This window comes from Streptomyces roseochromogenus subsp. oscitans DS 12.976 (assembly GCF_000497445.1).
Classification (GTDB): domain Bacteria; phylum Actinomycetota; class Actinomycetes; order Streptomycetales; family Streptomycetaceae; genus Streptomyces; species Streptomyces oscitans.
In genome coordinates, this window is the sequence record NZ_CM002285.1 from 539,864 (window position 1) to 554,255 (window position 14,392).

Below are 14,392 nucleotides of genomic sequence, written 5' to 3' on the forward strand. Positions count from 1 at the left end.
ACGCACGTCCAGCGCGGCGGCCAGGGAGCCGAGGGCGAACGCGTACGAGGCGCGCTCGCGCACCTTGCGGTAGCGGGAGTGGGCGGCCACCGGAGCGGGCGGCAGCGTGATGCCGGTGATCAGCGCCCCGGCCGGCAGGGCGGTCTCGCGGTGCGGGGTGTCCCCGACGGGCAGATAGAAGTCCGCCAGCGCCAACTCCCCCGCCCCGTCCGCCGTTTCGAAGTGCACGACGGCGTCGAACGCGGCGAGGGCGACGGCCATGTCCGAGGGGTGTACGGCCACACAGTGGTCGGACGCGCCCAGGATGGCGTGGTTGTGGTGTTCGCCCGCGAGGGCGGGACAACCGCTGCCGGGCCGCCGCTTGTTGCAGGGGCGGGTGACGTCGGTGAAGTAGCCGCAGCGGGTGCGCTGCAGCAGATTCCCGCCGACCGTGGCCATGTTGCGCAGCTGTCCGGACGCGCCGGCCAGCACCGCCTGCGCGAGCGCCGGGTAGCGGCGCCGGACCTCGGGATGCGCGGCCAGGTCGCCGTTGGTGACGGTGGCCCCGATACGCAGACCGCCCTCTGGCGTCGACTCGATCTCGTCGAGCGGGAGTTCACGGATGTCGACGAGCCGAGCGGGCCGCTCGACACCGGTCTTCATGAGGTCGACGAGGTTGGTGCCGCCACCGAGGAAGCGGGTGTCCGGATCGGCGCCGAGCAGGGCGACGGCGCCGGCGACGTCGAACGCCCGCTGATAGTCGAACTCCCTCATGCCACGGCCTCCTTCGCCTCCGCGACGGCACTGACGGACCCCTCGTCCACACACACTTCTGCCGCGCGGGCCACCGCCTCGACGATCGACACATACGCGCCGCAGCGGCACAGATTGCCGCTCATCCGCTCCCGGATCTCGTCGGCGGTCAGGGAGGGCGGCCCCGCTTCGGGGCGGACGTCCTCGGTGACGGCGCTCGGCCAGCCCGCCGCGTGCTCCTCGATCACTCCGATCGCGGAGCAGATCTGTCCCGGAGTGCAGTAACCGCACTGGTAGCCGTCCAGATCGAGGAAGGCCTGCTGCACGGGGTGCAGCCGGTCGCCGTCGGCCACGCCTTCGATGGTGGTGATCTCGCGGCCCTCGGCCGCCACGGCCAGCTGCAGACACGCAACCGCCCGGCGCCCGTCCAGCAGGACCGTACATGCCCCGCATTGTCCCTGGTCACAGCCCTTCTTGGTGCCGGTGAGATCGAGGCGCTCACGCAGGGCGTCGAGCAGGGTGGTGCGGTGGTCGACGGGCAGTGTGTACTTCTCGCCGTTGATCTTCAGAGTGATGACACTGGACGTCGATGAGGCCATCAGTAGCTTCTTTCGCATTGCCAGGACAGACGGTCGGGAACCGGCGGCCCGGGTTTTGGGCTGCGCGGGAAGTGCGTCGTGCGGGTCTGTGCCGCGGGGTGGAGCGCATATGCGGGATGCCGGGACCGGAAAAGGTGGCAGCTGCGGACTGCCGTAGGGTCGCGCCCACGGCTATCGTGGACGTAACCGGACAGCTGTCCGCTGTGAAACGTAACGGACAGCTGTCCGGTTAGCAAGAGCGAGGTTCGGTCACGAACTCTCGAGGAGGACGAGTGCCGCAGCAGAAGGACTCACCCCGGCGCTCGGACGCGCAGCGCAACCGCGAGCGCATCCTGGACGTGGCACTCGCCGAACTGTCGCGGTGCGCGGACGCACCGCTGAGCATGATCGCGAAGAAGGCCGGGGTCGGGCAGGGGACGTTCTACCGCAACTTCCCCAACCGGGAATCACTCGTCCTGGAGATCTACCGCCACGAGATGCAACAGGTCGCCGACAGCGCGACCCATCTGCTCCAGACCCGGGCACCCGACGAGGCACTGCGCGCCTGGATGGACCGGCTCGCCGAGTTCGCCATGGCCAAGGCCGGTCTGGCCGGCGCGATCCGGCAGGCCACCGGCGCACCGGGCGGCCCGGCGAAGCCGCCCCACACGCCGGTGACGGCAGCGGCGGAACTCCTGCTGCGTGCCAACGACGACGCCGGCACCATCCGCCCCGGAGTCACCGCGGAGGACTTCATGCTCGCCATCGCGGGCCTCTGGCAACTGGACCCGCACGACGACTGGCGCTCACGCGCCACCCGGCTCCTCGACCTGGTCATGGCGGGCCTGCGCACCGGGGCACCGGGGGCGTGAGCGCTGCGCCGCCGGCGGCGGCTTCGTCGCGGGCCCTGGGGCACACGCCTGCTCGGTGAGCGCGTCCAGCAGGAGACCTGGCGTACCACCCACCTCACGCACGTCCACGCCCAGCTCGGCGTCCGCTCACGCGGCGAACCGGCGGCGCGCTTCAAGGCATCGCCTGGCGACGGTCCAGGTACGGGCGGGACTCACCCCAGGACTGCGGCCGGCTCTACGGCCGGGCGGGGAGCGCCGGGGGGCGCTCCCCGCTCGGGTCAGCGGTCGGCGGCGCTCGTCGCGTCCCGGTCGGCCGCGGCGGCCGCGGACTGGGCCGCGTCCACCTTCTGCTGCATCTGCGCGAGTTGCGAGGGCTGAGTGGAGGGGGATGCCCCGGACGGGGCCTTCGGGGAGGCGCCGTCGTGATGGGCGCAGCCCGCGGTGAGCGCCACCAGCGCGGCGGCCGTCGTCGCGAGGAGCAGGCGCCGGGCCCGCATCAGCCGGTCGCCTTCCCGTTGCCGTTGGCCTGGCACCAGGTCTTGACGGCTGTCAGGTCCTTCTGGCGCTGCTCCAGGCTGGTCCGCAGCGACTTGCGGAAGTCCAGCCGGTTCTGGAGGTAGGTGGCGATCTCGGTGTGGCCGGCCTTCTTCGCGTTGTCGACGCGCTTCTCCAGCCGCGCCACCGAGCCGCGCGTTCCGGCGCCGGCGTCGAGCCGCTTCAGGGCCCGTTCGATACGGCGGTCGATCTTCGGCACCCGCTTGCACAGCGCGCGAGCCCCGTCACCGGCCGGCTTCGCGCCGGTCGTGCCGCCGGCCGGCTTCGCACCGGTCGTGTCGTCGGCCGCGGAGGCCGCTCCCGCCGTGCCGGCCAGCACCGCAGTCACAGCGAGCCCCGCGAGCAGCGTGCGCGTCCGTCGTCGTACGTACATCTGCCTCTCCGTTCACTTCCCCGGACGGTCAGGTCGTCCGTCCGTCGAGACGGAGGCTAGGGAGTGTCTTTGGGGAAACTCTGTGACCGATTTGCCCCGGCTGTACCGATCAGCCAGTCGCGCCGGTCCGGCAGCCCGCCGCCGCCCGAGGGCAGCCGCACCTCGAAGCGGGCCCCGGCGCCGTCCGGTCCGTCCGTCACGCCGACGCTTCCCCGGTGCAGCGCCGCCTGCTGGGCGACGAGGGTGAGGCCGAGCCCGGAGCCCGCGCTGTCGGGGCCGCGCTGGAACCGCTCGAAGATCCGGCGCCTGGCGTCGGGCGGCACACCGGGCCCATGGTCGTCCACGGTGATCAGCACCTGCTCCGCCGTCGCACGCACCCCCACCCGAAGCCGTGCCCGGCCCCGCGCGTCCCGGCCGTGGGCCAGCGCATTGCCGAGCAGGTTGTCCAGCAGCAGCCTCAGGCCCGGCTCCCAGCCGTGCACCGTGAGTCCGGGGGCGGCGTCCAGGGTGATCTCGGCGTCGGGGGCCCGGCGGCGGGCCTCGGCGACGGCCGCGTCCGCCACGTCGGCGAGATCGACACGGCGGAACGCCTCCGCCTCCACCAGGTCCCCACGGCCCAGCTCGCGCAGCATCGCCAACAGGCCCTGCATCCGGGCGTGTTCGCTTCGCAGGTCGGCGAGGACCTCGGTACGGTCGGGTGCGGGCAGGCCCGGGTGGCCGGTGAGGATGTCGAGGTTGGTGCCCATGCTCATCAGCGGGGTGCGCAGCTCGTGCGCCGCCGCCGAGGAGAAGGAGCGGGCGGTGTCCAGGGCCTCGGCGGTGCGGGCGGCCTGTTCGTCGTAGCGGGCGAGGACGGTCCGCAGGGTGGCGGCCAGCTCGTCGACCTCGGTCACTCCGGTGCGCCTCTCGTCGAGGCGGGCGCTGCTGGTGCGCGGGTCGAGGCCGGCGGTGCGGCGGGTGAGACGGCGCAGCGGGGCACTCGTACCGGCGGCCAGGCCCCAGGCGAGCAGGCCCGACAGGGGCGCGGCGAAGACCGCGGTGAGGAGGACGCGGTTGCGTACGAGCCGGATCTGGGCGCGGTCGGCGGTGTCGGGCGCGAAGACCCACAGGGTGCCGCTGACGGTGGTGCCCCTGACGGGCCGGGCCAGGGCACGCCAGCTGCGGGCGCCGTCGCGGACGGTGACCGGACCCGCGGTGCGCGCCGGAAGGCTCACGGACGGGCCGGGCTGGGGGCCGCCGCTGAAGGCGGCATCCGGTCCGACGACGCGTACGCCGACGTCGAGGGCCGCGCTGAACAGCCTGCGTTCCCTGGTGTCGGCGGCCTTGGGCCGGCCGTTCTCCGAGGCCCGCAGCAGCGACCGGGCGTCCGGGGCGATGGCGGTGGCCCGCTGCCGCAGATGCTGGTCCTCGGCACGGTGCAGATCACGGGCGACCAGGTTCAGCAGCAGCCAGCCGGAGGCCAGCACCAGCAGCGGGACGGTGCAGCCGACGGCGAGGCCGATGCGCGTGGAGAGTCTCACGGTGTGTCCCGGGCTTCCCTGAGCACGAACCCGACTCCGCGCACGGTGTGGATCAGCCGGGTCTGTCCGTCCGCCTCGAGCTTGCGCCGCAGATAGCTGACGAACGTGTCGACGGCGTCGGTGCGCACGTCGAAGTCGTAGCCCCACACCCGTTCCAGCAGCTGGTCGCGGGTCAGGACGAGTCCGGCGTTGCGGGCGAGCACCTCGAGGAGCTCGAACTCGCGCCGGGTCAGCTCCAGCGGGCAGCCGGCCCGCTCGACGGTGCGCGCCCCGGGATCGATGACCAGGTCCGCCACCCGCAGCACCGCCCGGTCGGCGGGCGGCCGGCGGCGCAGCAGTGCGTGCAGCCGCAGCACCAGCTCCTGCAGGGCGAACGGCTTGACCAGGTAGTCGTCGCCGCCCGCCTGGAGTCCGGCGATCCGGTCTGCGGTCTCGTCGAGGGCGGAGAGCATGAGCACGGGCAGGTCCCGGCCCAGGCCGCGCAGCCGGGTGCACACCTCGATGCCGCTCATCCCGGGCATGGACACGTCGAGCACCAGGACGTCGGGGGGTGCCTGCTCGATCGCGGCGAGCGCCGTGGGCCCGTCGGCGGCGGTCCGCACCGCGAAGCCGTCGAGCCTGAGGCCACGCTCCAGCGACCGCCGGATCGCGGCGTCGTCGTCGACTACCAGCACCGCCCCGGGGCATGCGGTGTCCTTCATCCGCCCTCCCTCATCGCCCGGTCAGGGTACGACCCGTCCCGGACCGGGCGGGAGCAGGGTTGTGGATCGGGGTCTGCCGGTCACTTCTCCCGGTGCTGGCTGCGGATCCTGGCGGCCACCTCGTTCTGCTCCGTCTCCCACCAGGGCCGTACCCGCTCGGCGGCGGGGGCGTGCGAAGGGGCCTGGCCGGGGTCCGGGACGGGCGGGGCGACGGCGGCGAGTTCCGCGTCGAGGCGGCGGTCGAGGGCCGCGTTCTGGACCCGCTCCGCGCGCGCCCACTGGTACAGGAGAGCCAGCAGGAAGGGCAAGGCGACCAGCTCGGCGATGCTGAGCATCGCCCCGCCGCCGATCTGCTGGTCGTGCTGGACGTCACGGGACCAGCTCGGCGCGTGGTGCAGATACCAGGCGCCCGCGATCAGCGTGCTGTGGGTCATGACGATGACACCCGGGACCGCGTCGACGATGCCGTCGAGGAAGACCAGCGCCGCCCGCACCGGGTGGGTGCACCAGCGGGGCAGCGCTTCCTCGTGGGTCAGCATCGGTACGACGAACAGGCAGCCGGCCGCGAGCAGGTGCAGATACATCAGCTCGTGCAGCCAGCCCATGCGCAGGGCGGTGGCGAAGTACGGCGTGAAGTACACCGTCAGCTCGGTGGCGAGCACCAGCGCCGTACTGACCAGGGGGAAGGTCAGGATCCGCACCAGCCGCCCGGTCATCGCCCGGCGCACCCGCCCGGCGGCGTTCTCCGGCAGTGCCTCGACGGCGAGCCGCAGCGGGTCGCCGAGGGCCAGGCCCAGGGGGGTGACGAGGTCGAGGAGGATGTTCTGCACGGCGGCCGGCCAGAACAACACATGGTCGTAGACGGCCAGGGCGGACATCGTGGCCGCCACCAGCCCGCCCAGGCCGAGCAGCGCGAACGCGGCGGCACGGGCGGGCGGCCAGGGCTCGCCCCGTCGGCGCAGCCGCGCGACGCCCCAGCCGTAGAGCGCGCCCAGGGCGATGACCAGCAGCAGCGCGGGGACGTCCAGGTGCCACGTGGTCAGCAGGCGTCCTGTGGTCAGCTCCGGGAGCTGGCCGGCCGACAGTTCGGTCATCGCGCGACCATCCATGCAGATCGTCCTCCTTCGGCTCGACACGGAAGAACCCGGTCGGATCCACAACGGGAAGACGCTAGTCCCCCGCGTCCCTCAGGCGGGCATCGGGGTACCGCACGGATGTCAGTACACGTCGCGCACGTAGCGCTTGTCGGCGGCCAGCTGCTTGACGTAGGCGGCCGCCTCGGCCTCGTCCAGGCCGCCGTGCACGGCGGCGATCTCCCGCAGGGCCTGGTCGACGTCCTTGGCCATGCGGGAGGCGTCGCCGCAGACGTAGAAGTGGGCGCCGTCGCGGAGCCAGGACCACAGCAGGGGACCGTGTTCGCGCATCCGGTCCTGGACGTAGACCTTGGCACGCTGGTCGCGGGAGAAGGCCGTGTCCAGGCGGGTGAGCGTGCCCTCGGCGAGGAACGCGGTCAGCTCCTCCTCGTAGTAGAAGTCGGTCGCACGGTGCTGTTCGCCGAAGAGCAGCCAGTTCGGGGCCCGGTGGCCGCGGGCCCGGCGTTCCTCCAGGAAGCCGATGAAGGGGGCGATGCCGGTACCGGGGCCCACCATCACCGCCGGTGTGGCGGGGTCGGCGGGCGGGCGGAAGTGCGGCGCCCGCTGGACGCGGACCGGCACCCGGGTGCCGGGCTCGGCGTCGGCGAGGAAGGCGGAGCACACGCCCTGGCGGGGCCGGCCGGCCAGATTCTCGTACCGGACGACGGAGACCGTCAGCGACACCAGGTGGGCGTCGGTGAGCGGGCTGGAGCATATGGAGTACAGGCGCGGCTGCAGCCGCCCCAGCAGCTCGGCCCACTCCTGTGCCCCGGCCCGGATGCCGAACTCGGCCACCACATCCACGGCCTGTCGTCCCCAGGACCAGCGCGCCAGCTCGCCCTTGTTGTCCGGCCGCAGGAGCTTGCGCAGCTCGCGCGGGTCGCGGGTGCGGTCGGCGGCGAAGCGCAGCAGGCCGGGAGTGACCCGGGTGATGTCCAGGTGACGCCGCAGGGCCTCGGCGAACGGCACCTCCCCGGCGTTCTTGACCTCGACGGCCGCGTCCGCGTCCAGGCCGGTCACGGCGAGCCACTCGGTCACGAGGTCCATCCGGTTCACCGGATGTACGGCCAGGGCGTCGCCGGCCTCGTAGACCAGCGGGGTGTCGCTGTCCCGGGTGTCGAAGGTGAAGCGCCGGACCTCCTTGCCGGCGCCGGGCAGGCTCAGCAGGCGATTGCCGGTGAGGCGGGCGGTGGCGGGGGCCGGACGGCTCGGCCGGGTGGCCGCCGGGGCTGCGGGGACCGCAGCGGCGCCGGCCGCCGGCCCGGTGTCCTTCGACGCGCTGAGCGCCTGGTCGTTCTGCAACGCGGTCAGCACCTGGTCGAGCCAGGCTCCCGCCGCGGTCTCGTAGTCGGGTTCGCAGTCGGTGCGCGGGGCCAGCCGTATCGCGTCCAGCTCCTCCATACGCAGGTCGAGACGGCGGCCGTGGCCGCAGAAGTCGTCGTAGGAGGAGTCACCGAAGGCCAGGACGGCGTAGCGCCTGTCCTTCAGCCGTGGGGCTTCGGGCGAGGCGAGGGCGTCCCAGAATCCGGCGCCGTTGTCCGGGGCGTCGCCGTCGCCGAAGGTGCTCGTGATCAGCAGCAGGTCGGAATCGGACGGCAGGGCGGAGAGGTCCGCCTCCTCCATGGCCAGGAGGGAGGCGCGATGGCCGTCCGCGGTGAGCCGGTCGGCCGCCGCGGTCGCGAACTCCTCCGCGTTCCCGGTCTGCGACGCCCAGAGGATCAGGACCTGGCGGCGGGGAGCATCCGCGGGTGGGGCGGACGACAACGGGGAGCCGCCTGCGCCGGGCGCGGTCGGCTGCGTCTCCTCGGTCCTGGAGTACATCCCGGCCAGTACGCCGTTCACCCACAGGGCGTGCTCCGGGCTGAACGGGGCGTCCGGCGGCAGCACCGGTACGCCCGGGGCGCCGTACGGGATGCCGACGAGGAACGCGGTCAGGTACCGGCGTTCGTGTGCGGCCAGGACCGGCGGTGGGGCGGGGTCCAGCCCGAACGGGGCGAGAGCGGGGAGGGCGGAGGGCGGAGCGACCTCGGTGGAGGCCTCGGCGAGGGGCGGAGCGGTCACCGGGGCCGGAGTGCTCACCGGGGCCGGGGCCCGGACCGTGACCGGGGTGGCCACCTTGGTCAGCGAGACCGCACACACCTTGAACTCGGGCTGGAACGACAGCGGGTCGACGGCGTCACTGGTCACCGCGTTGACGCTCAGGTACTCGCCGAACAGGTCGTTCCAGTGGAACGGCGCGAAACAGCAGCCCGGCCGCACCCGGTCGGTGACGACCGCGGGCAGCACGGCCCGCCCGCGCCGTGAGGCGACCTCCACCGAATCCCCGTCGGCGAGGCCCAGTGCGGCCGCGTCCTGCGGGTGCACCTCCACGAACGGACCAGGGTTGAGCTTGTTCAGCTTGGCGACCTTGGCCGTCTTCGTCAGCGTGTGCCACTGGTGCTGGAGCCGGCCGGTGTTGAGGACGTACGGATAGTCGTCGTCGGGCATCTCCGCCGCGGGGATGTGCGGGCGGGCGTAGAAGACGGCGCGGCCGCTCGGGGTCGGGAAGGTGGGCGAGCCGTCCTCGCCGACGTACCGGATCGGATTGCGGTCGGACCCGTCCGCGGTCGCCGCCGGCCACTGCACCGGTGTGCCGCGCAGCCGCTCGTAGCTCACACCGCGCAGGTCCCAGCCGGTGGCCGGGTTCCAGGCGCGCTTGATCTCCTCGAAGATCTCCTCGGCGCTGCCGTACGCGAACCCCTTCTCGTACCCCATCTCACGGGCCACGGCGGCGATGATCCGCCAGTCCGCCGTGGCCTCGCCGGGCGGATCGGCGGCGGGCCGGGCCAGGGTGAGATTGCGTTCGCTGTTGACGAGGACGCCCTCGGTCTCGGTCCACAGCGCGCCGGGCAGGACGACATCGGCGTACGCGTTGGTCTCCGTCTCGGCGAACACGTCCTGTGTGACGACGAACTCGGCGGCTTCAAGTCCCTCGATGACCGTCTTGCGGTTGGCGACGGAGGCGACGGGGTTGGTGCAGATGATCCAGCACGCCCTGATGTGCCCGTCGGCCATCTTCTGGAACATCTCAACCGTGCCCTTGCCGACACCGTCGGCGCGCAGGGTGCCCGGCTCCAGCTCCCACAGCTCCTCGACGAAGGCCCGGTCGGCGTCCACGAGCACGGACCTCTGCCCGGGCAGCCCCGGCCCCATGTAGCCCATCTCCCGGCCGCCCATGGCGTTGGGCTGCCCGGTGAGGGAGAAGGGCCCGCTGCCCGGGCGGCATATCGCGCCGGTGGCGAGATGGAGATTGACCAGCGCGTTGGTGTTCCAGGTGCCGTGTGTGGACTGGTTCAGGCCCATCGTCCAGCAGCTCGTCCACTGCCCCGCCTCGCCGATCAGGCGGGCGGCCTCCCGTATGTCGTCCTCAGGGATGCCGGTGATCTCGGCGACGGTGGCGGGCGGGTAGTCGGCGAGGAAGGCGGGCATCGCCTCCCAGCCCTCGGTGTGCGCGGCGATGAAGCCGGGGTCGGTGTGACCGTTCGCGTGCAGCAGGTGCAGCAGCCCGTTGAGCAGCGCGAGGTCCGTACCCGGCTTGAGCTGCAGAAACAGATCGGCCTTCGCGACGGTGGCGGTGCGCCGCGGGTCTACGACGATCAGCCGGGCGCCCGCCGACTTCACCCGGTCCATCATCCGCAGGAAGAGGATGGGGTGGCAGTCGGCCATGTTGGAGCCGATGACGAAGAAGACGTCGGCCTTGTCGAAGTCCTGGTACGAGCCTGGCGGCCCGTCCGCGCCCAGCGACAGCTTGTAGCCGGTGCCGGCGCTCGCCATGCACAGCCGGGAGTTCGACTCGATCTGGTTGGTCCGGATGAAGCCCTTGGCCAGCTTGTTCGCCAGGTACTGCGCCTCAAGGCTCATCTGCCCGGAGACATAGAGGGCGACCGCGTCCGGCCCGTGCTCGTCGACGATCGCGCGCAGGCGCCGACCGGTCTCGGCGACGGCGTCGGCCAGCGGCGCCGACCGGGGCTCCTCTCCGCGGTCAGGCCGCATGAGGGCGGTGGTCAGCCGGCCCGGGGCCGCGAGCATGTCCGCGGTGGTCGCGCCCTTGGTGCACAGCCGGCCGAAGTTCGCCGGGTGCTCCTTGTCCCCCGACGCCTTCAGGACCGTAAGCCGCCCGTCCGGTCCCCTGCCGATGTCGAGGACCATGCCGCAGCCCACCCCGCAGTACGAGCAGACGGTCCGCACCGTCGTCATGTCCTCGCTCCGCGAGCCCGGCGTGGCCACGGGCGCCTCCCCTCTCTGTGCTCGACCTGCTCCCACCCTTGGTGACCGTACGAACCCCGCATTACGCCGGTGTCTCCACACCTGATCATCAGGGGTTACGCCCACCGCACAGGGTGGGGAGGGAGGGTGTGAGCATGGGGCTTCCGCACAGATGGGGCCGCGACACAGCTCAACGGAGGATGGGTGCCCAGTCCCGCGCTCGTCGGCGGGATGGGCACCCAGTGGTCGGGGCAGCGAGTCAGCGACGCTGGCCGCGGGCGTGGTCGTCGTGGTGGCGGGCTACGCCCTGGTGGTGCACACCGCCCTGCCGCATACCGGCACCATCGCGGCGAACGGGCTTCGCAGTGCCAACGTGCTTCGCAGGACTGACGTGCTTCCCAGGACTGACGTGCTTCCCAGGGCTGACGTGCTTCGCAGGACTGACGGGCTTCGCGGTACGGCGGCCCCAGGAGACGGCGTCGATGATCCGGCCGCGGGCGTCACGCAGGGTCGCGGCGTCGGCGTTGACGTCCCACACGCGCGTGCGGCGGTCCTGGTAGAGGTCGGTCGCGGTGTTCCGGCCGACACCGGTGTGGACGCGGACGGTGGCCCGGCCCGCGAGCCGCACGTGGTGGAAGGTGTAGCTGTGGCCGTCCCGGTCGGACAGCTTCCAGGTGTCCAGGTTCATCGCCCGGCGCGAGCTGTTCGTGATGGCCACCCACTGCTTGTTCAGCGAGCGGTTGGAACGGTCGTCCCGGCCCTGCCACTTGTGCTGCACGCCGCTGATGTACACCACTGAGTGCGGACGGACCGGCGCCCGGTCGGCAGCCATGGCCGAAGGCGCCACGGCACCCACCGCGGCGGCGGCCACGGCAGCCACGGCGGTCAGACGACGGACGGAAGAAGAAACGGACACGAGGTCCCCCTTCTGAGGATGCGCACACCCGGGCCGACGCGACATGTCAGCCACGGGCCGACAAGGGTGCGTTGTGCGAGTCGGCGGCCGGTCGGCCGCACACGCACACCCTGCAACCTTCGTCCGGCTATGTATGGGAAACGCGCATGGCATTACGGATCCAGCAGCAATCCATGACTCTCACGTGCAATGACCATTTATGTCCTGAATGCTGGAGATTGACGATGCGTCGGGTATATGCGCCCGCAAAACACAAGCCCGAGGCCCTCACTCACCGGCCTGCGCCACCCCACCACCCCGGATGCCTTCACCCGAAAGTGAGTAACACACACTTACGCCGACCGGGGTAACCGCGGCAGTGGGTCTCCCGGTGAGGAATCACCGTGTCGGGCGCTTGACGGTGACCGCGCTGTTGACGGTGCCGAAGTCCGCCGCGCCCGCCATCGCGTCGTAGGTGCCCGCACCCAACAACTCGGCGGCCGCGCGCTGGACGGTCCCGTACGCGGTCTGTGCGAGCGCGGTGCCCACGCTGACGCGGCGGACGCCGACCGCTTCGAAGGCCTTCACCGGCGGCGCGCCCGGGCCCGTCATCACGTTGACCGGCAGAGGGCTGCGGCGGACCAGTTCGGCCACCGTGTCCACATCCACGAGCCCGGGCACGAACAGGCTGTCGGCGCCCGCGTCGGCGTAGGCCGCCACCCGGGACAGCACGTTCTCCACGCGGTCCTCCGGAGCGCCGATGCCGAACAGGAACACGTCCGTGCGCGCGTTGATCCACAGGCCCGGCAGCCCCGCCTCCTCGGCCGCGGAACGGGCCGCGCTCAGCCGTACGGACTGAGCGGGCACGTCGTACAGCGGCCCGCCCGGCGCCAGCGAGTCCTCGAGATTGACACCGACCGCGCCGGCCGCGATCACCGCGCGGACGGTGGCCGCGACGTCTTCGGCACCGGGGCCGTAACCCCCCTCGATATCGGCGCTCACCGGTACGTCGACCGCGCCGGCGATACGCCGCACGGCCTCGGCCATCTCCTCCCGGGTCAGGCCATGACCGTCGGACCGGCCTGCCGACCAGGCGACACCGCCGCTGGTCGTCGCGATCGCCCGAGCGCCCGCCTGCGCGATGAGCGCCGCGCTCGCCGCGTCCCACGCGTTGGGCAGCACCAGTGCGCGGCCGTCGGCGGGTGTGTGCAACGCACGCAGGGCGTCGGCCAGTTCTCGCTGGGCGGTCTCCATCTTGGGTTCCCTTCGGTAGTGGTGGACTCTGCTCCGGCTCGACTGGTGGACGTCGGGCCGTGGTCTGGTCGGGTAGTGGCCTGGTCGGTTAGTGGAGCCTGGTCAGGCCGTCAGCGCGGGGAAGGCGGCCACGGCCAAGTGGGTCGCGGCGAAGGCGCGCCAGGGGCGCCAAGCGGCGCCGGACTCACCGTCCTCCGCGGCCGCACCTATCTCGACGTCCTCGGCGCCCGCCTCGCCCCTCGTCGCCGCGTCGGCCCGGCCCACGGCCGGGAAGGCGTCGTCATAGCCCAGTCGCAGCGCGATCCGCTGTGCCGTGTCCTCCGTGACGCCGGGGACGGCGGCCAGGCCACGGACGACGTCCGCCAGCGGTGAGCCGCGGTCGAACAACGTGTCGTCGCGCGCGGCGGCGAGCGCCAAGGTCCTGAGGGTGTCCGCCGTTTCCGCCGGGAGTCCGGCACCCTTGAGGTCGGCAGTGGCCACCGTCTCGGCGGACGGGAAGAGGTGGGTCAGGCCGTCGCCGAGCCCTGGAACCGGCTGTCCCGCGGCCTCGACAAGGGCGGCCATCCGCTCCCGCACCAGCGGCCGGTCGGCGTACTGGCCGAGGACGGCGTCCACGGCGATCTCGAAGGCTCCCCAGGCGCCCGGCACCCGCAGTCCCGGGCGGGCCGCGATCAGTGGGCCGATCAGCGGATCACCGGCCAGGGCGGCCTCGGCCGGAGCCATGTCCGCGTCCACGCCGAAGATCCGGCCGACGCGCTCGACGATGTGGATCAGCCCTTCCCAGAACGGCAGATGGGCTCGCAGCAACAGATGGTCCTCGCCGCTCGCGCACACCTCCAGCAGCCCGGCCGCACCGTCCAGGCTGATCGTGCGCCGGTACACGCCCTCCCGCACCGACTCCACACCGGGTGCGGCCCGCTCGGCCAGGAACGCCAGCAAGCCCGGCCAGTGCAGCGGCGGCGCGAACGGCAACCGCAGCACCAGCCCGCCGTCCGCCACGAGCCGGTCCGCGCGTCTGCGCCGGCTGCGCAGTTCCACGGGCGAGGCCTGGAACACCAGCCGTATGTCCCGGTTGAACTGCCGTACGCTGCCGAACCCGGACGCGAAGGCCACATCGGCCACCGTCAGGTCGGTGTCGTCCAGCAGCCGGCGTGCGAAGTGCGCGCGCCGCGAGCGGGCGAGCTGGTCCGGGGTCACCCCCAGGTGCTGGGTGAACAGCCGCCGCAGATGCCGGGGCGACACGGCGAGCCGGGCGCCGAGCGCGGCCTCGGTACCTGTGTCCAGCGCCCCCGCGACGATCAACTGCACGGCCCTGCAGAGCAGTTCGGGAACGTCGGCGGCGACCGGCCCGGCCACCCGCCAGGGCCTGCACCGCAGACACGCCCGGAATCCGTTCGCCTCGGCCGCCGCCGGGAGCTCGAACGTGCGCACGTTCTCCGCGAGCGGCTGTGATCCGCAGCCCGGTCGGCAGTAGATGCCGGTGGTGACCACGGCCGAGTAAGTCGTCATGCCCCAGTTCTAGGCGATCGGCCACCTCCGATGCTGGCCAGATTCG

Annotated in this window: 12 protein-coding genes; 1 reads left to right on the forward strand and 11 read right to left on the reverse strand. The window is 72.5% G+C overall.

Annotation, left to right across the window (positions count from 1 at the left end):
* Together M878_RS52725 and M878_RS52730 are read right to left on the reverse strand one after the other, a co-directional pair.
* Positions 1-753: FAD binding domain-containing protein (locus M878_RS52725; RefSeq protein WP_023544531.1), on the reverse strand; the 753-nt coding region annotated here is incomplete at its 3' end.
* Complete coding sequence (locus M878_RS52730; RefSeq protein WP_023544532.1) at positions 750-1,331, reverse strand: (2Fe-2S)-binding protein; 582 nt, start codon at positions 1,329-1,331, stop codon at positions 750-752. The genes M878_RS52730 and M878_RS52725, both read right to left, overlap by 4 nt.
* A gap of 272 nt (positions 1,332-1,603) precedes the next feature.
* Between M878_RS52730 and M878_RS52735 the strand changes: the two genes are divergently transcribed.
* Positions 1,604-2,182, forward strand: coding sequence for a TetR/AcrR family transcriptional regulator (locus M878_RS52735; RefSeq protein ID WP_023544533.1), 579 nt, complete (start codon positions 1,604-1,606; stop codon positions 2,180-2,182).
* 257 nt (positions 2,183-2,439) lie between these two features.
* Here M878_RS52735 and M878_RS52740 read toward each other — a convergent pair whose 3' ends face one another.
* The 9 genes from M878_RS52740 to M878_RS52775 form a co-directional block, all read right to left on the reverse strand.
* The gene (locus M878_RS52740) at positions 2,440-2,658 is read right to left on the reverse strand and encodes a hypothetical protein (RefSeq protein WP_023544534.1); all 219 of its coding nucleotides are present in this window, start codon (positions 2,656-2,658) and stop codon (positions 2,440-2,442) included.
* The gene (locus M878_RS52745; RefSeq protein WP_023544535.1) at positions 2,658-3,089 is read right to left on the reverse strand and encodes a hypothetical protein; all 432 of its coding nucleotides are present in this window, start codon (positions 3,087-3,089) and stop codon (positions 2,658-2,660) included. Before M878_RS52745 ends, M878_RS52740 begins: the two co-directional genes overlap by 1 nt.
* 56 nt (positions 3,090-3,145) lie before the next feature.
* Entirely contained in the window at positions 3,146-4,609 is a 1,464-nt protein-coding gene (locus M878_RS52750) for a sensor histidine kinase (protein WP_023544536.1), read from the reverse strand.
* Positions 4,606-5,310, reverse strand: coding sequence for a response regulator transcription factor (locus M878_RS52755; protein WP_023544537.1), 705 nt, complete (start codon positions 5,308-5,310; stop codon positions 4,606-4,608). Before M878_RS52755 ends, M878_RS52750 begins: the two co-directional genes overlap by 4 nt.
* A gap of 80 nt (positions 5,311-5,390) precedes the next feature.
* The gene (locus M878_RS52760; RefSeq protein ID WP_023544538.1) at positions 5,391-6,404 is read right to left on the reverse strand and encodes a cytochrome c oxidase assembly protein; all 1,014 of its coding nucleotides are present in this window, start codon (positions 6,402-6,404) and stop codon (positions 5,391-5,393) included.
* A gap of 123 nt (positions 6,405-6,527) precedes the next feature.
* Positions 6,528-10,679, reverse strand: a complete 4,152-nt coding sequence (locus M878_RS52765) for a bifunctional nitrate reductase/sulfite reductase flavoprotein subunit alpha (protein WP_031223789.1) — start codon at positions 10,677-10,679, stop codon at positions 6,528-6,530.
* A 268-nt stretch (positions 10,680-10,947) separates the two neighbouring features.
* Complete coding sequence (locus tag M878_RS46775; RefSeq protein ID WP_342452706.1) at positions 10,948-11,604, reverse strand: lamin tail domain-containing protein; 657 nt, start codon at positions 11,602-11,604, stop codon at positions 10,948-10,950.
* Between the two features lie 378 nt (positions 11,605-11,982).
* The gene (locus tag M878_RS52770) at positions 11,983-12,837 is read right to left on the reverse strand and encodes an isocitrate lyase/PEP mutase family protein (RefSeq protein WP_023544541.1); all 855 of its coding nucleotides are present in this window, start codon (positions 12,835-12,837) and stop codon (positions 11,983-11,985) included.
* A 102-nt stretch (positions 12,838-12,939) separates the two neighbouring features.
* A complete protein-coding gene (locus tag M878_RS52775; RefSeq protein ID WP_078630166.1) occupies positions 12,940-14,346 on the reverse strand; it encodes a bifunctional transcriptional activator/DNA repair enzyme AdaA in 1,407 nt (468 codons plus the stop codon).
* Between the last annotated feature and the right edge of the window lie 46 nt (positions 14,347-14,392).

Coding starts and splice junctions, on each gene's coding strand:
- M878_RS52730 (WP_023544532.1), bottom strand. CDS start 1,331: ATGGCCTCATCGACGTCCAGTGTCATCACTCTGAAGATCAACGGCGAG.
- M878_RS52740 (WP_023544534.1), bottom strand. CDS start 2,658: ATGCGGGCCCGGCGCCTGCTCCTCGCGACGACGGCCGCCGCGCTGGTG.
- M878_RS52745 (WP_023544535.1), bottom strand. CDS start 3,089: ATGTACGTACGACGACGGACGCGCACGCTGCTCGCGGGGCTCGCTGTG.
- M878_RS52755 (WP_023544537.1), bottom strand. CDS start 5,310: ATGAAGGACACCGCATGCCCCGGGGCGGTGCTGGTAGTCGACGACGAC.
- M878_RS52760 (WP_023544538.1), bottom strand. CDS start 6,404: ATGACCGAACTGTCGGCCGGCCAGCTCCCGGAGCTGACCACAGGACGC.
- M878_RS52765 (WP_031223789.1), bottom strand. CDS start 10,679: ATGACGACGGTGCGGACCGTCTGCTCGTACTGCGGGGTGGGCTGCGGC.
- M878_RS52770 (WP_023544541.1), bottom strand. CDS start 12,837: ATGGAGACCGCCCAGCGAGAACTGGCCGACGCCCTGCGTGCGTTGCAC.
- M878_RS52775 (WP_078630166.1), bottom strand. CDS start 14,346: ATGACGACTTACTCGGCCGTGGTCACCACCGGCATCTACTGCCGACCG.